The organism is Leucobacter sp. USHLN153 (genome assembly GCF_037145615.1).
Taxonomy (GTDB): Bacteria; Actinomycetota; Actinomycetes; order Actinomycetales; family Microbacteriaceae; genus Leucobacter.
In genome coordinates this window covers 19746-38279 of sequence record NZ_JBBCXE010000007.1, presented here as the reverse complement: position 1 = coordinate 38279, position 18534 = coordinate 19746, and the positions used below count along the sequence as shown (strand labels likewise).

General features: G+C 68.6%; 10 protein-coding genes. 5 read left to right on the top strand and 5 right to left on the bottom strand.

The genetic code is table 11. The features are described 5' to 3' along the window. Positions 1-37 precede the first annotated feature (37 nt). On the bottom strand, positions 38-3784 hold the full coding sequence (locus WFH00_RS11560) for a TM0106 family RecB-like putative nuclease (RefSeq protein ID WP_336660998.1): 3747 nt from the start codon (positions 3782-3784) through the stop codon (positions 38-40). A 103-nt stretch (positions 3785-3887) separates the two neighbouring features. After that, a complete protein-coding gene (locus WFH00_RS11555) occupies positions 3888-5264 on the bottom strand; it encodes an ATP-binding protein (RefSeq protein WP_336660997.1) in 1377 nt (458 codons plus the stop codon). A gap of 635 nt (positions 5265-5899) precedes the next feature. On the opposite strand from WFH00_RS11555, the gene WFH00_RS11550 reads away from it, so the two are divergent. Both WFH00_RS11550 and WFH00_RS11545 read left to right on the top strand, forming a co-directional pair. Beyond that, entirely contained in the window at positions 5900-7501 is a 1602-nt protein-coding gene (locus WFH00_RS11550; RefSeq protein ID WP_336660996.1) for a DEAD/DEAH box helicase, read from the top strand. A gap of 186 nt (positions 7502-7687) precedes the next feature. Further along, positions 7688-8911, top strand: a complete 1224-nt coding sequence (locus WFH00_RS11545; protein WP_336660995.1) for an MFS transporter — start codon at positions 7688-7690, stop codon at positions 8909-8911. Between the two features lie 126 nt (positions 8912-9037). Here WFH00_RS11545 and WFH00_RS11540 read toward each other — a convergent pair whose 3' ends face one another. Continuing rightward, complete coding sequence (locus WFH00_RS11540; RefSeq protein ID WP_336660994.1) at positions 9038-10552, bottom strand: flavin monoamine oxidase family protein; 1515 nt, start codon at positions 10550-10552, stop codon at positions 9038-9040. 47 nt (positions 10553-10599) lie between these two features. Next, a complete protein-coding gene (locus tag WFH00_RS11535) occupies positions 10600-12120 on the bottom strand; it encodes an APC family permease (protein WP_336660993.1) in 1521 nt (506 codons plus the stop codon). Between the two features lie 309 nt (positions 12121-12429). Between WFH00_RS11535 and WFH00_RS11530 the strand changes: the two genes are divergently transcribed. The 3 genes from WFH00_RS11530 to WFH00_RS11520 all read left to right on the top strand — a co-directional run bounded on the left by WFH00_RS11530 (position 12430) and on the right by WFH00_RS11520 (position 16304). After that, entirely contained in the window at positions 12430-13788 is a 1359-nt protein-coding gene (locus WFH00_RS11530) for an NAD-dependent succinate-semialdehyde dehydrogenase (protein WP_336660992.1), read from the top strand. Between the two features lie 259 nt (positions 13789-14047). Then, complete coding sequence (locus WFH00_RS11525) at positions 14048-15526, top strand: APC family permease (protein WP_336660991.1); 1479 nt, start codon at positions 14048-14050, stop codon at positions 15524-15526. A 61-nt stretch (positions 15527-15587) separates the two neighbouring features. Then, positions 15588-16304, top strand: a complete 717-nt coding sequence (locus tag WFH00_RS11520) for an IclR family transcriptional regulator (protein WP_336660990.1) — start codon at positions 15588-15590, stop codon at positions 16302-16304. 4 nt (positions 16305-16308) lie between these two features. Here the strand turns inward: WFH00_RS11520 and WFH00_RS11515 are convergent, their stop codons facing one another. Next, on the bottom strand, positions 16309-18435 hold the full coding sequence (locus WFH00_RS11515) for a DEAD/DEAH box helicase (protein ID WP_336660989.1): 2127 nt from the start codon (positions 18433-18435) through the stop codon (positions 16309-16311). Between the last annotated feature and the right edge of the window lie 99 nt (positions 18436-18534).

The following is an 18534-nucleotide window of genomic DNA, read 5'->3' as shown; positions in this document are numbered from 1 at the left end:
GCGCCCAGCGGCGGCGTCTTGACGGGTCCTCGGCGATTCACCATGCCTCCACGTTAGCGATGTGCGCCCGTTCCACAAGGCGCAGGTAGCCCGAGAGAGCCGCGAGTCCCTCGGCGCTCGTCGGCAGCCCATCACCGAGACGATCGGAGGAGACGAGGTGCGCCGCCCATTGCGCTCGGCTGATCGCGACGTTCAAACGATTCCGCATGAGCAGGAACTCGACGCCGCGCGGCACATCGGCGGCGCTCGAAGCGGCGAGCGTCACAATCGCGAGCACCGCTTCCTGACCCTGGAACTTATCGACCGTGCCGACCCGCACGGTGTCGAATCCGGCGCGACGCAGCGCTGCGGCTACGCACTCGACCTGGGCGTTATAGGGGGCGACCACGATGAGGTCGTCAGGCTCGAGCGGGCGCTCCGGAACGCCGGGTTCTCGCAGCCTCCCTGCGAGGGCCCCCTTGACGATCTCGACGACGCGTTCCGCCTCAGCCTCGGACGACGTCGAGTTCCCCGCGTGCGTCACGGGATGCCAGTGCAGCCCGGGTTCGCCGGCCCCCAGAACCTCCCGGCCTGCAGTGGACGGGTGCGCGCGGAGCCGCCCCTCGTAGGAGAGCTCGGACACGACATCAGCGAGCTCAGGCCGCATCCGTCGAGTCTCCGTGAGAAAGTATCCGAGGCTCGGGGGCATGGTGCCGTGTTCGCCGAGCAACCACCCGAGCGCCGAGGTGTCGACGGGTTCCGGGTGCGTGCCCTGCGAGACCTGGGGCAGCTGCTGCGGGTCTCCGAGCAGCAGCAGCCGGCTTGCGGACACCGCCGCAGCAATGGTCGGCGCGAGCGAGAACTGGCCAGCCTCGTCGACGACGAGCAGGTCGAGCTGCTGCCGCGCCACGCGCTCGGGATTGCTGAAGTCCCATGCGGTGCCTCCGATCACCGCGCCACGGCAGGCCCTCTGATGGCCCGCCAGGAACGCGGACTGCCCCGCGTTCGGGAGCACCGTGTACGGTGCCGCGGCAACATCCTCAGGCGGTGCCCCGCGCTGCGCGGCCTTTCCGACGAGCGCCGGATCGAGTCCCGCGCGCACGACGCCCTCGAGCACGTTCTCGACAACACGATGTGATTGCGCGACCACCCCGATCTTCCAGCCGTAGTGCTCGACGAGTCGGCGAATCACTCGGGCGGCGAGATACGTCTTCCCCGTGCCCGGCGGCCCCTGCACCGCCAGAGCCGAGCGATCCAGGCGCACGAGCGAGGCGATGACCGCGCCGATGCGCCCCATCTCGAAGTCCCCTCCGACCTCTCGCAGTGCGTCTTCCGAATCGGGCGAAACGAGTCCTCCGCCACCGGCAAGGCGTGGCTCGCGTCGCCGCAGGAGGTCCACCACCGCGTCGCTCGGAAAATCGCCGGCGTCGAGCGCCCGAGCGAGGGTCGAGCCCCACTCCTCGATCGCCCCCTTCTGCGCACCGGCGCGCGGCGGTGGCCCGGGCGTGAGCGCAACGGGCAGCTCGTCGAACGGCTCGACGCCCTGCGGCAGCGACTCCTGGATCGTGGCACCGTCGTCGCGGCCCTCGAGGATCTTCGCTTGCCGCGCGCCACGCGAGCCCGGCGCTGCGCCGTACTGCGGGAAGGGCGCGGGGTGCGCGTACACCGCGAAGACGTCGCCACCATCCCGGAATTTGGAGCCGGGAGCAGCCGCGCCCCCGAGCCTCACGTGTCGACGCTCGACTCTCGCACGGTGCGGCAGGTGCCACGTCTCCTCGACCCGGCTCGAGGCGGGATCCGTGACGAGCACGTCACGCATATCTGCCCAGTCCTCGATCGGGTCGATCAGCCGGGCGAAGTGTGCCCACCAGAAGGACTTCTGTTCTCGCTCGTGGTAGTCGACCGCGCTCGACGCGATCGCCACAGCCGCGCGATCATCATGGTGTCCGTCGGCGGCGAGCGCAGCGGCGTGCGTCGCGAGCTCCCGGCTGACTGCGCTGAGCTCAAGCTCTGGTCCGCCCTCTGGAGCGCGCTCCGCGGGCTGGTACGGTGTGACACCGTGCGACATCGCGATGTCGAGCAGCCAGTCCCGCAACCGCAGCGTCGACACGCAGTCGTAGCGGTTGTAGTCGGCGATCGCGTCGAGGCGCCGCTGCCCTTCCTCACGATCAGCAGAGTCCGCAGAAGCGAGCAGCGCGCTTGCGTCGGCATACTCGGTCACGGACTGGGCAGCCGAGGTCACGCCTTCCTCGTCGCGAAGCCCGTCTCCCATGTAGAGGGGTTCCAGCTTCTTGATCGAGTAGGAGCGGGAACCGACGCGCAGCGCCGCGCGCACAATCGGGTACAGGTCGACGAGCACGTGCTCCCGGAACAGTTCATCCACCTCCGCCTCGCCGACTCCGTGTCGGGCGGCGATCGACGCGAGGTGCGTACGCTCGTAAGCCGCGTAGTGGTAGATGCGCATGTCAGGGAACGCACGTCGACGCTCTGACACCAGGGCGAGGAACTCCTCGAGCGCCACCCGCTCCGCGTCCAGGTCATGCGCCCAGAGCGCGGAGAACTGCTCCTCGCGGTCGACCATGCCGAAGAGATAGTCGATTCCCCACCGAGCTGAGTCGTCGGCGCCAGCCTCGCGGTACAGCGGGTCACCCTCGAAGTCGAAGAAGAGGTCGCCTTCGCAAGGCTCGGGTATCGCGGCGAGCGCTGCCGCATCCGTCACGAGAAACGGCGGGGGCGCGCCATTCTTCATCTGCGACGCTGCGCTCTGCAGCCACGCCTGATCGGCAAGCCGGTGCAGCACCGCGGGGGCAATGCCGGGCACCTGGGGCAACGACTCGAGACGCACCCAGTCTCGCCCAAAGCCTGACAACCCCGCGACTGCCTCGATCGTCGTGAACCCGGCGCCGATCAGCGCATCGCGCTGGCTCCCGCGAATGCCCGCGATGAGCAGCGGATCGCGCGTCCGCTCGACCTCCTGCGCGCACACCTCGCATCTTCCGCACGCGGCCACGTCGGGCGCGCCCCACGCCACCGCAGGGGCGCTCTGTCGACTGCCATCGACGCCGACCGCCCGATAACGCGCAGTGAGCAGGGCGTGCATTCGCCGACGTCGAGACCGGAACACCGGCGCGATGTCGGCGATCCGATGCCGCGATACTGCTCCGTCCCCGAGGATCAGCACTGCGCTGTCTGATACGGGCACCCCGACGCGTTCGAGCTGTTCCGCATACGCGGCGAGCTGCATCAACGCAGTGACCTTCGCACGCCGCGCGAGCTTCGTATCCTGCACCTCGTACATACCCTCGGGCGTGCGTCGCAGGAAGTCGGCGAAGCCGACGAATCCGATCTCGGGGTCGTTCCCCGTTCCGGCGCGCTGGGCGGGATCGAAGAACGTCGCTTGAAACACCACTTCAGCGCCGCCCGTGAGCGCCGTCACCGTGTCGAACGCGACGGCTGAAAGATCTTCCGCCGACATAGACTGTGGTCGCTCAATCGAAACGACGCCGCCCGGCTCCCCCGCCGTGCCTTCGCCGAGGTTCGCAACGTACTCCTCGAGCACGCGATCTTCGTGCGCGTCGCCGAGCCGAGCGGCGCGAGCGAGCATCGGATCGTCGTCGGGCGGCACGTCAACGTCACGCCCGAGCTTCGCGTCGAACCGCCGCAGGAACGCGAACTCGCACTGGCTCGCGGCGGTGAGATCGCTCGCGCTCGTCACGACGCGCAGCCGAGGCTCGCAGGTACCCGCGTCAGACGACGGCGCCTCTTCGCGCCCGCCCGAAATCTCGGCGACATCCTGCAAGAACATGCGCGCTCCCTTCGTCAGCTCCGGCGACGCGAGCCGCGTGCGGCCGGTACTCAGACGCTATCGGCAGCCACCGACATTGATGCTCGAGACACCGTACTCACTGCTACAACCGCGCGAGCGCCTCGATATCCTCCGAGAACGCAGCCTGCTGCTCGGCTGACACGGTGGCACGCGTCACGCGGAGCGCGGCCGCATAGTCAGCGGTGCTGAGCGCGGTCCTCGATCCGCCACCCGACACACGCCCGTCATCGCCCGCAGCACGGCCAGCACCGGCCCCACCAGCACCAGCCCCACCCGCAGCAATGCCGCCATCACCCGCATCAACCCCACCGCCACCGCGCAGCTCCCGCGCGAGTGCGTCCTGAGACGCCCGCCGCGCCGCATACTCGATGTCCGCAGGCGTCAGCCCCTCGCTCAGCACGACGAGCTGCGCGAAGTCGATGCTCGGCGCGACGCTCTCGGGCACGTATCGCCGCCAGATCGCCTCGCGCGCCTCCGCGTCGGGCAGTCCGATCGGCAACACGTAATCGAATCGGCCGTGCCGCAGAAACGCGGCGTCCAGCGCCCGCACGAAGTTCGTCGCGCAGACGAGCAGCATGCCCTCGCGGTCGCGGAAATCGGCCACGATCTTCAGCAGCTCGTTCGTGACCCCCTGTGTCGGCGTCGGCGGGTCGCTACGCTGCGACGCGATCTCCTCCACCTCGTCGATGAACACGACGCCGTGCTCGAGCTCCGAGATCTGCTCGAACACGCTCCGCAGCTGCGCCGCCATGCTCGACACGCCGTCACCCAGCCTCGACGGGAACACCTCGATGAACGGCCAATCGAGCCGCGAAGCGACGGCCTTCGCGAAGGTCGTCTTGCCGGTGCCGGGCGGCCCGAACAGCATCACGGCGTGCGGCGGGACGACGCCGTAGCGATCCGCCAGATCAGGCTGCGCCAGCGGGGCGACGAGCCGCTCCTCGAGCAGTTGCTTCTCGTGCCGCATGCCCGCGACCTGCTCCCAGAGATGGCGGGGCAGGATCCGCCCGCCCAGATCCTTCAGCAGCTCGAGCTCGCGCCGCTGCACCGGCATCTGGCGCTCGAGGTAGCGCAGCTTGTGCTCGAGCTGGAAACCGTTCGAGGTGAGGAGGTCGACGCGGCTGCCCTCGGGCATGAGCACCGAGAGCGTTCCGAGGCCGAGCGGGGCCATCTTGCGTTCGAGCGCGTCGAGCAGGCCACCGGTCACGTCACCCGTGCGAGCGTGCTCGGCGACCCCGAAGAACACGATCCACCCCTGCGCGTGCGCGGCGCGCCCCACCGCTGCCGCCACGACCTCGTCGTCCCGCACCGCAACCACCGCATGGTCCTGCCGGCACGAGGCCGTCACCTCCGCGAGCGAGTACACCGGGCGCTCGCCCGACGACCGGGCCTCCCACCACAGGCGCACCACCGCGTCGAGGTCGTCGTCGTGAAAGTCGCGAATCGTAATGCGTGCCATGCCCTCATGGTGGCAGACCGGGGCGGGCGCGAGGGGCGATCCGCCGCAAAAATCGCGCGGAAGATCGCGGGTTCTTCTGCGGCTGCGCAGATGGTGGTGGTCGCGGAGGGCCAGCTCATCAGACAGTGGATCACCGGAGCACGTCCGCCCCAGGCCCTTCCCCGCGGGCAAACTCATCAGACAGTGGGAAGCCGCACTTTCGGACCAACACGCCGCGAATCGGCCCGCACGACGGGTTATCCACTGCCTGACGGGCGGCGGATCACGGGCAGCCGACCACCTCCGCGCGCGGTTGCCCATCCATGTGTGGTCGCAGGCGCTCTGGCGATCCGCTGCCACGAATCAGTGCCTCGCCAGCCCGACCGCAGAATCCACGGTCCGGGGGCGCTCCCAGCGACCGACCCGCTAGACTGGAGGCTACGTGCCGGATTTTCTTCCAGCCCGTGCGTCGCTGATTGCAGGCGACGACCGCGAGTTCGGTCGTCAGGCCGCAGACTCTCCGCGGCGAACGAATGCGCAACCGCGCCTTCGCCGATATTGCCGCGATGCCGCTCGTCACCTAAGCCTGCGCGTCCGATCCTGAATCGTGATGCCTGCACCGCACGACGGCCCGCGCCCACGTCCGAAAGGTCCCCGTGACCGACCAGAACACCACCGCGACCCCTACTTTTGCGAGCCTCGGGGTCCCCGCTCCGATCGCGGACGCACTCGCCAAGAACGGCAAGTCCGCCCCGTTCCCCATCCAGCGCGACACGCTGCCCGACACGCTCGCCGGGCGCGACGTGCTCGGCCGCGGCCGCACCGGCTCGGGCAAGACCATCGCATTCGGCATCCCGCTCGTCGCGAACCTCGCTGAGGGCGCCGCCGAGAAGCGTCGCCCGAGCCGCCCGCGCGCCATCGTGCTCGCTCCGACGCGCGAGCTCGTCACCCAGATCGCGGAGACCGTCAAGATGCTCGCCGATCCCGTCGGCGTCAAGGTCACCACGATCTTCGGCGGCGTGCCGCAGCGCCGCCAGGAGGTCGCGCTCGAGGGCGGTATCGACATCGTCGTCGCCGCTCCCGGCCGACTCGACGACCTCATGAAGCAGCGTCTCGTGGACCTTTCGGGCGTCGAGATCACGGTGCTCGACGAGGCGGATCACATGGCCGACATGGGGTTCCTCCCGGTCGTGACCCGCATCCTCAACGCGACGCCGAAGGCCGGGCAGCGCCTGCTCTTCAGCGCGACGCTCGATAACGGCGTCGACAATGTGGTGAAGAAGTACCTCCACAACCCGATCCTGCACTCGGTCGACAGCGCCGAGAGCCCCGTGCCGCAGCTCACGCACCACGTGTTCGAGGTTGCCGGCAAGTCGCAGAAGGATGCGCTGATCGAGGCGCTCGCGTCGGGCACCGCCCGCCGTATCTTCTTCACCCGCATGAAGCACCAGGCGAAGAAGCTCGCGAAGCAGCTCACGGCGAGCGGCATTCCCGCGGTCGAGCTGCAGGGCAACCTGTCGCAGAACGCGCGCGATCGCAACCTCGCGGAGTTCGTCTCGGGCGAGGCGAAGGTACTCGTGGCGACCGACGTCGCTGCGCGCGGCGTGCACGTTGACGGGGTCGACCTCGTGGTGCACATCGACCCGCCAGTCGAGCACAAGGCGTACCTCCACCGCTCGGGCCGCACCGCGCGCGCCGGCAATGAGGGCGACGTCGTCACGCTCGTGCTGCCCGAGCAGCGCGGCGAGATGCGCCAGATCATGCGCGCGGCGAAGATCCGCGTGACGCCCCGCCAGGTCGATCCGAACGCGGCGAACATCGACCCCGAGGTGCTCGCACTCATCGGTGAGGTCGCTCCGCGCGTCGACCCTCGCGAGATCGAGCGCCGTCGCGGCGAGGCCCAGGCCGCTCAGCAGCGCGCCGCGGGGCACAACCCGGCGGGCCAGGGCTCGAGCACGGGTGCGAACGCGAAGCGCAAGCGCAGCCGCGGTGGCCGCGGTCGCAGCGCGGGATCAGCGGGCGCTGGCCAGGGCCGCGCCGGCGAGGGCCAGCGCTCCGGCCAGGGCGGCCAGGGTCAGCGCGCGGGCCAGAGCAGCCAGGGCCAGCAGTCTCGAGGCGCCGGACAGTCCGGTCAGCGCGGGCAGGGCGCGGGACGCGCTCAGCAGCCGCGCCAGGGCTCGGAGGGCGGCCGTCGCCAGGGTCGCCGCGCGCAGAGCTCGGGCGGCTCGGTCTACTCGACGAGCACCCCGGGCGCCTAACCCGCACGACCTGCGGGGCGCTCGAAAGGGCGCCCCGCAAAGCGACACCCGACACCACGAGGCTGCACCTCTTGCGACCACGCCTCACGTGGAGCGCCACCGAATCCGCGCGCGCCGACCCCAAACGCGCTCGAATCAGCAGCCCAGCCTCTCGAATTCCGCGGAAATCGCCCGTATAATCGCCTGATGGGTGTGTATCGTGACCTGGGGCGCAACCCGGGAGTATTCCGCGTTCTCGGGTCGCAACTCATGGCGCGCTTCCCCTTCGGAATGCTGTCGATCATCGTGCTGCTGCACATCCAGCTCGCCTACGGCGACTACACCTCGGCGGGCCTTGTACTCGCCACCCAGAGCGTCGGCCAGGCCATCTCCGGCCCGCTGAGCAGCCGCTTCATGGGCATCTGGGGCATGCGCCCCGTGCTCACCACCACCTCGATCGTGTGCGCCGCGCTGCTCGTCGTGATCGCCGTCGTGCATCTGCCGCTCGTCATCGTCGCGGTGATCGCGTTCCTCGTGGGCCTCTCGACGCCCCCGATCACGCCCGCCGTTCGCACGCTCTACCCGAAGCTCGTGCCCGGCAACCAGCTGTCGCCCCTGTTCTCGCTCGACGCCGCAGCGCAGGAGATCATCTGGGTCATCGGGCCGGTCATCGCGGTCTTCGTCACCTCGCAGTTCAGCACCGCCGCGGGCCTCTGCGTCGCGGCAGGGTTCATGGTGCTCGGCGGCGCGTGGTTCATCTCGAGCCCCGCCCTCGGCCAGGTGCACCTGAAGCGCTCGAAGCGCGGCCTCGGCGCTGTGCTGCGCTACCCCGCGGTCGTCATCGCGACGGTCATCAGCTTCTTCTTCGTCGCATCGTTCGCCGCGATCGAAGCCGGCATCGTCAGGGCCTTCGCCGGCCCGGGCGAGAGCCACGGCAGCATTGAATCCGGCATCGTGCTCGCAGTGTTCGCGGGCGGATCGCTCGTCGGGGGCCTCCTCATCGGGCATCGGGATCTGCGACCGTTCTCCACGGCACTCCGCATCCTCCTCGTCCTCGCCGGCACCCTGGCGTGCCTCCTCAGTCTCAACATCTGGTGGCTGTGCGCGGTGCTCTTCATCGGCGGCCTCGGAACGGCGCCCACGTTCGCGGCGATCTCGACGATCGTGAGCGCGAAGGTGAAGTTCTCGGAAACCGCGGAGGCATTCGGATGGATCGGCACCGGTCAGCTCGTCGGCGTCGCCACCGGTTCAGCGCTCGCCGGCATTGCGATCGACGCCGCCGATGCCCCCGGAGCGATCGTCGTGTCCGGGGGGCTCCTCGTCGTCTGCGCGCTGATCGCCATCGGCACAATGAAGTGGATGCCCGACCTCAAGGGCCGCTCGATCGAGCCGCCGCCCGAGACCGGAACGGTCACGATTCCGCTCCCCTAGCGGCGAGCCGGCGGCGGGTGCGGATCCAGCCCAGCGCCCACTGCCCGCGCCGCAGCCGAGGTACCTCGCACGAGCGCGAGCACCAGCGCGCACATGCGCCTCGGGCACTTGCCCGCCACCCCGATCTCAGTCGGCGGTCGTCGTCGGCGCTTCCGGCGCGAGCTCGGTGAAGTCGATCGCTTCCCCGAGGATGCGCTCGGCGGCGCGATGCCCTGAGCGCAGCGCGGCCGTGACGGTCGCGGGATCCTCACCCCACGTCGCCTCGCCCGCAAGATGCAGCACGGCCTGCGACGCATCACCGGGCTCCTCCTCCGCACCCGTCGCCCCGATCGGCATCGCGAGCGCTTCGTGCACCTCGGGACTCGCGCCGGGCACGAGGTACGCATACGAGCCGCGCGCGAAGGGATCGTCGCGCCAGCGCGTCACCCGCACCTCGTCAGGGTCGGTCACCCGCACCCCGTAGATCTCGCGCAGCGACTCGAGCACCGACGAGACGATCTCGTCGTCGGTCCACTGCCGCGTCGTCTGCGCCGCTGGCCCGGCCGCGAAGGTCAGCAGCGTCGGCCTGCCGTCGAGCTCGGTGAGGTCGTACCAGGAGTGCCACCACTCGGCGTCGGGCCCTTGCCGCCGAATCGCGTATACGTCCTCGTCCCAGAACCGCTCGGAGAAACTCAGAAACACCTTCTCGAAGTCATTCATGCGCAAGCCGGCGAGCGCCCCGGCGACCGGCTCGGGAAGCGGCGGATCGATCGTGAAGTCGTCCGACTGCAGCACTCCGACCGGCACGGTGATGACGGCCCGTCGGGCGCGGAACTCGCTGCGCCCCGTGGCGATCCGCACCCCGTCCGAAGACCACTCGACCCGCCGCACCGCCTGCTCGAGGCGCACGTCGAGGCCGTCGGCCAGGCCTTCCGCGAGAGCCGCGTAGCCGTCGGGGAAGACCACTTCGTCGCCCTCGACCTGGTCGTCGTCGAGCCCGTGCGCGTCAAGCAGATCGGCGCGCACTCCGTATTGCTCCTCGGCGCGGTGCCGCAGAAACTCGCGCACCCGCGCGCTGCGCTCGTCATCCCACGCGAGTCGGGCGAGCGCGCGGTCGATCACATCGGCGAAGGTGGAGCCGGGCTGAGACTCGGCGACCACGCCAACGAGCGCCGCATCGCACGCCGCCACATCCGCGACGAACTCGCGCACCCCTTCGTCCGACAGCCGCTCGCCGTCGGGCCCGTAGTACGCGATCGGCCGCCCGCCGGGCTGATAGCTCCCGACCGTGAACTCGACCGTGCGCATGTCGTGCGCGCGCACAACGTCGTAGAGCGGGTTGTCATCGATGCCGTGAATCCACGAGGCTCCGAGATCGCGCACCGGGCCGGCGCCGCCAGTGTCAACGCCACGAACGCCACCCAAATGAACGCCACCGACACTCGCGCCGTCATGAACGTCATCAACGTCATCGCGACCGCCAACGTCATCGCGACCGTCAGCGTCATGCCGACCACCAGCGTAACGTTCGCTCCAGACACGCCCGCCCACGCGATCGCGCGCCTCGGCGACCACGACCCGCTGGCCGTGCCGCGAGAGGATCCGCGCCGCCGTCAGGCCCGCAACGCCCGCGCCGATGATGACTGTGTCGAACTGCTCCATGGCGTACTCCCTTGCACGTCCCTTGCACGTCGTGTTGACCGCTCAGCCTACTCGTCGGGAACCAGGACTGGGGTGTCGCGATTCAGGCTCTCGCGACGGAAGAACGGCTTGGCGTTCGGGCGCAGCCACCAGATGCCGAGCAGTACGAAGCCGAGCAGGATGGCGCCCACACCGATCACGAACGCTCCACCGATCCCGAAGATCACGGTGTAGCTGTAGTCGACACTGATCATGTCGATCGCCGACTGCACGAACGCGTACCCGAGCAGCACGCCGCCGAGCGCCGGCAGGATGCCGCGCATCCACAGGTTGCGCGCGCTGTCGCGGAGCGTGTCCCGGAAGTACCAGACGCAAGCGAACGAGGTGATCGCGTAGTACAGCGCGACCGCGAGACCCATCGAGGTGAGCGAGTCGGCGAGCATGTCCTCCGACAGGATCGACATGCCCACGTAGTAGACGATCGCTGCGGCACCCATCACCGTGGTCGAGAACCAGGGGGTCTTGAAGCGCGGGTGCAGCTCCGCGAACTTCGCAGGCAGGGCGCGATACACGGCCATCGAGAGCGTGCCACGGGCGGTGGGCAGGATCGTCGTCTGCGTCGACGACGCAGCCGACAGCATGACGCCGAGGAGCAGGAACCAGCCCCACGGCCCGAAGAGCGCGTCACCGAGCACCGAGAACACGTCGTCGAGGTTCGCCTGGTTCGTCAGGCCGTACCCGGTGTCACCGAAGCCGGCGAACATCATGACCGCGATCGAGATGCCCACATAGAGCACGATGAGCACAACGATCGTCGACAGCGCCGCGCGGCCCGGCGTCTTCCGCGGGTTCTTCGTCTCCTCGTTCAGTGCGAGGCAGGTATCCCAGCCCCAGTAGATGAAGAGCGCGAGCAGCACCGCCTCCATGAAGCCCGACCAGGAGGTGAGCTCCGCCGGGTTGAACCAGTGCCAGTCGAAGGCGACGGATCCCGCGTTGCTCCCGTCCAGCGCGTGCCAGAGCGCGAGCACCCCGAACAGCACCATCGCGACGATCTGGATCGTCATGAGGATCATCTGCAGGCGCTCGCCGATCTGCACGCCGATCGTGCTGACGAACGTCATGAGCGCCATGAAGACGACGGACGTGATCACCACGATCACCCGGTTATCAGCGAACTCGTCATTCCCGAGCAGGAGCCAGAAGTACTTGCCGGTGATCTCGCCCACGTTCGCGAGCACCATGACGGCCGAGACTGCGACCGCCCATCCCCCGATCCACCCCGCGACCGGGCCGAACGCCTTCGCTCCCCACACGAACGTCGTGCCGCAGTCGGGCATCTCGCGGTTCAGCTCCTGATACGCGAACGCAGCGAACACCATCGGAATGCAAGCGACGATGAATACGAGCGGCGCCTGCGCGCCGACGGCGACGATGACGTAGCCGAGCGTCGCCGCGAGCGAGTAGAGGGGCGCCGTCGAAGCCAGGCCAATGACGGTAGAGCCGACCACGCCGAGAGCGCCCTGGTTGAGTCCCTTACCGACGTGAAGGTGACCGGTATCGGTTGCGTTGCTGAGCGTGGGTTTCGCCAATTGCGGCTCCTCCTCAATGAGGTTCGGTGAACGACAGCGTTCATCCTATCCACGGCCACGGACACTCCTGGCCGCTCCCGCGCGGGCGGGCCGAGGAGTTCCGGTACGGGTGACGCTCCGCGATCCGCCTCGCCGCCTGACGTCGCAGCCGCAACGGAATCCGCAGCAATGTGCAACGAAGACGCCCGATTTCCGCTGTGCACCCGCGGGCGAGTCGCGGATTCTCATCCGCGGGCAGTAGTGCTGCACCGCCACGTATGGAAGACTGAACGTGCACAACACCGACGATCACTAAGGAGTGAGTCACCTATGAGCACGTTCGCCGTCATCAATCCGGCTACGGGCGAGACTGTCGCCGAGTACCCCGACGCGACTACCGAGGAGATCGAGGCCTCGCTCGCGTCGGCACACGAGGCGTACCAGACCTGGGCGCGCAAGACGACCGTTGCTGAGCGCGCCGCCCTTGCGCAGCGCGCCGCGGAGCTCTTCGACGAGCGCAAGGAAGAACTCGGCAAGATCATCAACCGCGAGATGGGCAAGCCGCTCGATCAGTCGGTCGGCGAGGCTGAGTTCTCGGGCCAGATCACCGCCGCCTTCGCGAAGAACGCTGAGAAGTGGCTTGCGGATGAGCCGCTCGAGGTGGAGGACGGCCTGAAGTCGTTCTTCCGCTTCCAGGGCACCGGCACGATCCTCGGCATCATGCCCTGGAACTACCCCTACTACCAGGTCGCGCGCTTCGCCGTGCCGAACCTGATCCTCGGCAACACGATCATCCTGAAGCACGCGGCCCAGTGCCCCGAGTCGGCACTCGCGCTCGAGCAGCTCTTCCTCGACGCGGGCTTCCCGAAGGGTGCATACGTCAACGTCTTCGCGACCCACGACCAGATCGAGGGCATCATCGCCGACGATCGCATCCAGGGTGTTTCGCTGACCGGCTCGGAGCGCGCAGGCGCGATCGTCGCGGAGCAGGCGGGCCGCGCACTGAAGAAGTGCGTGCTCGAGCTCGGCGGATCCGACGTCTTCCTCGTGCTCGACACCGCGGATCTCGACCACGCCGTCGAGCACGCCATCGGCGGCCGCATGGAGAACACGGGCCAGGCCTGCAATGGCTCGAAGCGCATCGTCGTCATGGACACCCTCTTCGACGAGTTCGCCGAGAAGTTCAAGGCTGCGATCGCGGGACAGTCGTACGAGTCGGGCGACTTCGGTCCGCTGTCGTCGTCGAACGCAACGCAGACGCTCACCAAGCAGGTGCAGGGCGCGATCGACCAGGGCGCAGAGGTGCTCGTGGGCGACAACACGCCGAACGGCAACGTCTACACGCCATCTGTCATCACGAACATCACCCCCTCGATGGACGTCTACAGCCAGGAGCTCTTCGGCCCCGTTGCGCAGCTCTACAAGGTGTCGAGCGACCAGGAGGCGATCGACCTCGCGAACTCCTCGCCCTACGGCCTCGGCTCCGTCATCATCTGCGACGATCTCGAGCGCGCTGAGCAGGTCGGAAACCAGCTCGACGTGGGCATGGTCTTCATCGGCGGCGCAGGCCTCGAGGGCGCGGACGTGCCCTTCGGCGGCGTGAAGAAGTCGGGCTACGGCCGCGAGCTCGGCAAGGTCGGCATGCTCGAGTTCGCCAACAAGAAGCTCTTCCGCTTCGCAGCGAAGTAAGCCGCACGGTTCCGCTGCGCAGGCGGCGGATCGCGCGCCACGGCGCGCAGTACGACCGTGGCTGAGGCCCTCGGATCCTTCGGGTTCCGGGGGCCTCGCTCGTTCTAGCGGTTTGCGGCGGCCGCCGCAATGCCTGTGCGGATCCCTCCTCCCTCTCCGTGGTCCGCGCTAAGGTGGCGCTCAGGGGAATCACGCTCCGCGTGCGCTCGATCACAGGGTCCGAGCATACGACGGGGCCCGTGACGGCGAGAGGGCACTCATGACGCAGGTGAACACCGAGGCGGTCGCGGCCTTCGGCGACGATCCGGTTCACGACGGAGAGCACGGCTCGCCGCTGAAGCGCGTCATCGGGCCGAAGCTGCTGCTGCTCCTCATCATCGGCGACATCATCGGCGCAGGCATCTTCGCGATTACGGGCCGCGTCGCCGGGGAGGTAGGCGGCGCCGCGTGGCTCCCCTTCCTGCTGGCATTCGTCATCGCGACGCTCACCGCGTTCTCGTACCTCGAGCTGGTGACAAAGTACCCGTACGCCGCCGGCGCGGCGCTCTACGCGCACAAAGCCTTCCGCGTGCACTTCGTGACGTTCATCGTGGCGTTCGCGGTCGCGTCATCCGGGATCACGAGCGCAGCGACCTCTGCGACGCTCGTCGGTAAGAACCTACTGATCGGCTTCGGGCAGTTCTTCGAGGGTGTGCCGCAGGACGCGAACGCGACGATGTTCGCGGCGATCGCGATCATCGTGGTGCTCGCGCTCATCAACCTGCGGGGCGTGGGCGAGAGCGTCAAGTTCAACCTCGTGCTCACCATCGTGACACTCGCCATCATGGCGGCGGTGATCCTCGTGGGCATCATCGCGATCGCAAACGGAAATGGCGATGTATCGAGGCTCGTCGTGTTCGAGACCCCGGAGGATCGCGGGGCGTTCGCCGCGGTGACCATGGCGACGGCGATCGCGTTCTTCGCGATGGTCGGCTTCGAGGACTCGGTCAACCTCGTCGAGGAGTGCAAGAATCCCCGCCGCGACTTCCCCCGCATTATGCTGACCGGGCTCGGCATCTGCGCCATCATCTACATGCTCGTCGCGGTGACCGTGATCATGGTGATTCCGCCGGGCGACCTGCTGAACCCGAAGAACCCCGACGCCGGCATCCTGCTCGACGTCGTGCGCATCGGTGCCCCCGGCATCCCGGTCGACGCGATCTTCCCGTTCCTCACGGTGTTCGCCGTCGTCAACACGGCGCTCATCAACATGCTGATGGCGAGCCGCCTCCTCTACGGCATGGCTCGACAGGACGTGCTCCCCCGCGTGCTCGCGAAGGTGCTGCCCAAGCGTCGCTCGCCGTGGGTCGCCATCGTGTTCAGCACGGCACTCGCAATCGGCCTGGTCGTCTACGTCAACCTGAACTCCGACGACGGCGTGGTCGCCTCGCTCGGGGGCACCACCGGGCTCCTGCTCCTCTGCGTGTTCGCGACGGTCAACGTGGCCCTCCTCGTGCTGCGTCGCGACAAGGACGGAACGAAGGACGCTTTCAGGGCGCCCACGATCATTCCGATCCTCGGAGGCCTCCTGTCGCTCGCCCTCGCCGGGCCCTGGGCGCGCAGCCGCGAGGACTGGCTGCAGTACGAGATCGCTGGGTTCTTGCTCCTCATTGGCGTGGCCCTCTGGCTCGTGACGTGGATCGGCACCCTGCTGCATCGACGGAGCTCGCGACCGTCGCGCAACGTGGGACGCTCGTAGCGCAGCGCCCTGTTCGCGTGGGGCGACTCCGCGCAAGCGCGTGTTCCGAGAGAATGGACCTATGAGCGCACCGAGCGAGTCCCCCGGTACCGCGGGATCGCAAACCCTGTCCCGCGGACTCCGCGCCCTCGAGGTGCTCGCGGAGGCCGAGACGCCGCTCTCCATCGCGGACCTCGCAGCCCGCCTCGGCGTGCACCGCTCGAACGCGTACCGGATCCTGCGATCACTCGAGCACCACCGCTTCGTAGCGCGCGACGAGAACGGAATGATCCGCCTCGGGCCGAAGCTCATGGTGCTCGCTCGCGGCGTCGCCCCCGCGCTGCACACGGCCGCGATGCCGGTGATCACGGAGGTCGCCTACGAGCTGGGAATGACCACCTTCGTCACGGTGCTCGACGCCGACGAGGTCGTGACGCTGGTCACGGCGGCGCCGTCGAACGTGTCCGCGGCGATCGCGCGCAACCCTGGCGTGCGGCATCCACTGCACCGCGGCGCACCCGGCCACGCGATCGAGTCGTCCCTGTCGCGCGCTGAGCGGAAGGCGTACCTCGGCGAGTCGGAGATGAGCCGGGCCGGCAGCGAGGCGCGACGCAGAGGTTACGCCATCAGCCGGGCGGAGGTCATCGACGACGTCACGGGCATAGCGGTGCCTTTGCGGATCGCGGGCGAACCGCCCGCGGCGATCGCGGTCGTGCACTTCAAAGTGCCCGACGCGATCAGCGATGTGGTGGATGCTCTGCACGACGCGGCGGAGCGCATCGCGCAGAGCTACCGCTGATCAGTTACCAGCGCGGCTTGCGCTTGCCGTCGGCGCGATCCGAGCCGAAGTCTCGTCCGCCGCGATCATCGCGACCGCCGCGGTCGTAGCCGCCACGCCCTCCACGGTCGTAGCCGCCGCGGTCATTGCCGCCTCGGCCGCCGCGGTCGTCGCGCCCGCCGTAGCCACCACGGTCGCTGCCGCCGCGCTCATACCCACCGCGTCCACCGCGATCGTCGCGCCCGTAGCCGCCTGAGCGTCCACCGCGGTCGTCGCGCGACCAGCGGTCACCGCCATCCTGGCGATCGCCGCGCCCGCCCCGGTCATAGCCGCCACGGTCACCACGGTCATCACGGCCACCGCGGTCGTACCCGCCGCGCCCACCGCGGTCGTCACGACCACCGCGTCCGCCGCGATCTTCCCAGCTTCCCTTGCCGCGGGACGCCGCCCCGCTGTCCTCGCGGAGCTCGATCAGCTTGCCGCTGATGCGCGTCTCGGAGAGCTTGGCAATTGAGTCGGGCGAGAGCTTCGCCGGCAGCTCGATGAGCGAGAAATCGTCGCGGATCTGGATACGACCGAAGTCGTCACGGGTGAGCCCGCCCTCGTTCGCGATCGCACCGATGATCTGACCCGGCTGGATCTTCTGACGGCGACCGACCTCGATGCGGTACATGCGCAGGTCGTCGCGGCGCTCGCGGGGTCCGCGATCCTCCCGTGCGGGCCGATCGCGGCCCGCCGGGCCGTCCTCGAGGAACTTCGCGGCCTGCTTGCGGTCGCGCTCGAACTTGCGGTCGTCGTCCTCGGTGAGGAGGAGCGGTGTATCCCCCTGGGCGACCACGGCGAGTGCCGCTGCGACGTCCTGCTCGGGCACATCGTGGTGACGCACGTAGTGATCGATGATGTCGCGGAACGCCTCGATCCGCTTCGTCTCCTCGAGCGCCGCGGTGATCGCGTCGTCGAATCGCGAGAGGCGGGTCGCGTTGACCTCTTCGATACGGGGCAGCGGCATCTGCGTGAGCGGCTGCTTCGTGGCCTTCTCGATCGCCTTCAGCAGGCGCTGCTCGCGCGGCGTGACGAAGCTGATCGCGTCGCCAGCTCGACCCGCGCGGCCCGTACGGCCGATGCGGTGCACGTATGACTCGGTGTCGATCGGCAGGTCGTAGTTGATGACGTGGCTGATCCGCTCGACGTCGAGCCCGCGGGCGGCGACGTCGGTGGCAACGAGGATGTCGAGCTTGCCATCCTTCAGCGCCTGCACCGTGCGCTCGCGCTGAGCCTGCGCGATGTCGCCGTTGATGGCGGCAGCCGAGTACCCGCGAGCGCGCAGCTTCTCAGCTACCTGCTCCGAGTCTCCGCGGGTGCGCGTGAAGACGATGAGGCCGTCGAAGTTCTCGACCTCGAGGATGCGGGTCAGCGCATCGAGCTTCTGCGTGTACGACACGACGTTGTAGCGCTGCGTGATGTTCGCGCTCGTCTGCGTCTTGCCAGCGATCTTGATCTCGCGCGGGTCGTTCAGGTACTGCTGCGAGATGCGGCGGATCTGCGCCGGCATCGTCGCGGAGAAGAGCGCGACCTGCTTCGTCGAGGGGGTGTCGGCGAGGATCGTCTCGACGTCCTCGGCGAAGCCCATCTTGAGCATTTCGTCGGCCTCGTCGAGCACGAGGTGCGTGATCTGCGTCAGGTCGAGCGAACCGCGCTTCAAGTGGTCCATGATGCGGCCGGGGGTACCGACCACGATGTCCACGCCGCGGCGAAGCGCCGAAAGCTGCTGGCCGTATGCCTGGCCGCCGTAGACGGGCAGGAGGTGCACCCCGGGGAGGTGCGAGGCGTAGCTCTCGAAGGCCTCGCAGACCTGGAGAGCGAGTTCACGGGTAGGCGCGAGCACGAGTGCCTGCGGGACGCCCTGGCCAGGCGTGATACGGGAGAGGATCGGAAGCGCGAAGGCTGCGGTCTTGCCGGTGCCGGTCTGCGCGAGACCGACGACGTCGGCCCCTTCGAGCAGAACGGGGATAGTGGCGGCTTGGATCGCGGAGGGTGTTTCGTATCCGACCTCCGTCACCGCGCGGAGCACCTCGGGCGCGAGGCCCAGGTCTGCGAAGGTAATGCGCTCGCCCTCAGTTTCGTTCGGGGCAGCGTTCTCGGAAGAGGTCATCATACAAGTCTACCGCGTCTCGTCGCGCCCGTCTCACCGTTCCTCGGTCGCCGCCGGGCTTTCACCCAGGCTTCGCGGTTCTGTCCCTCGCTCATCAGA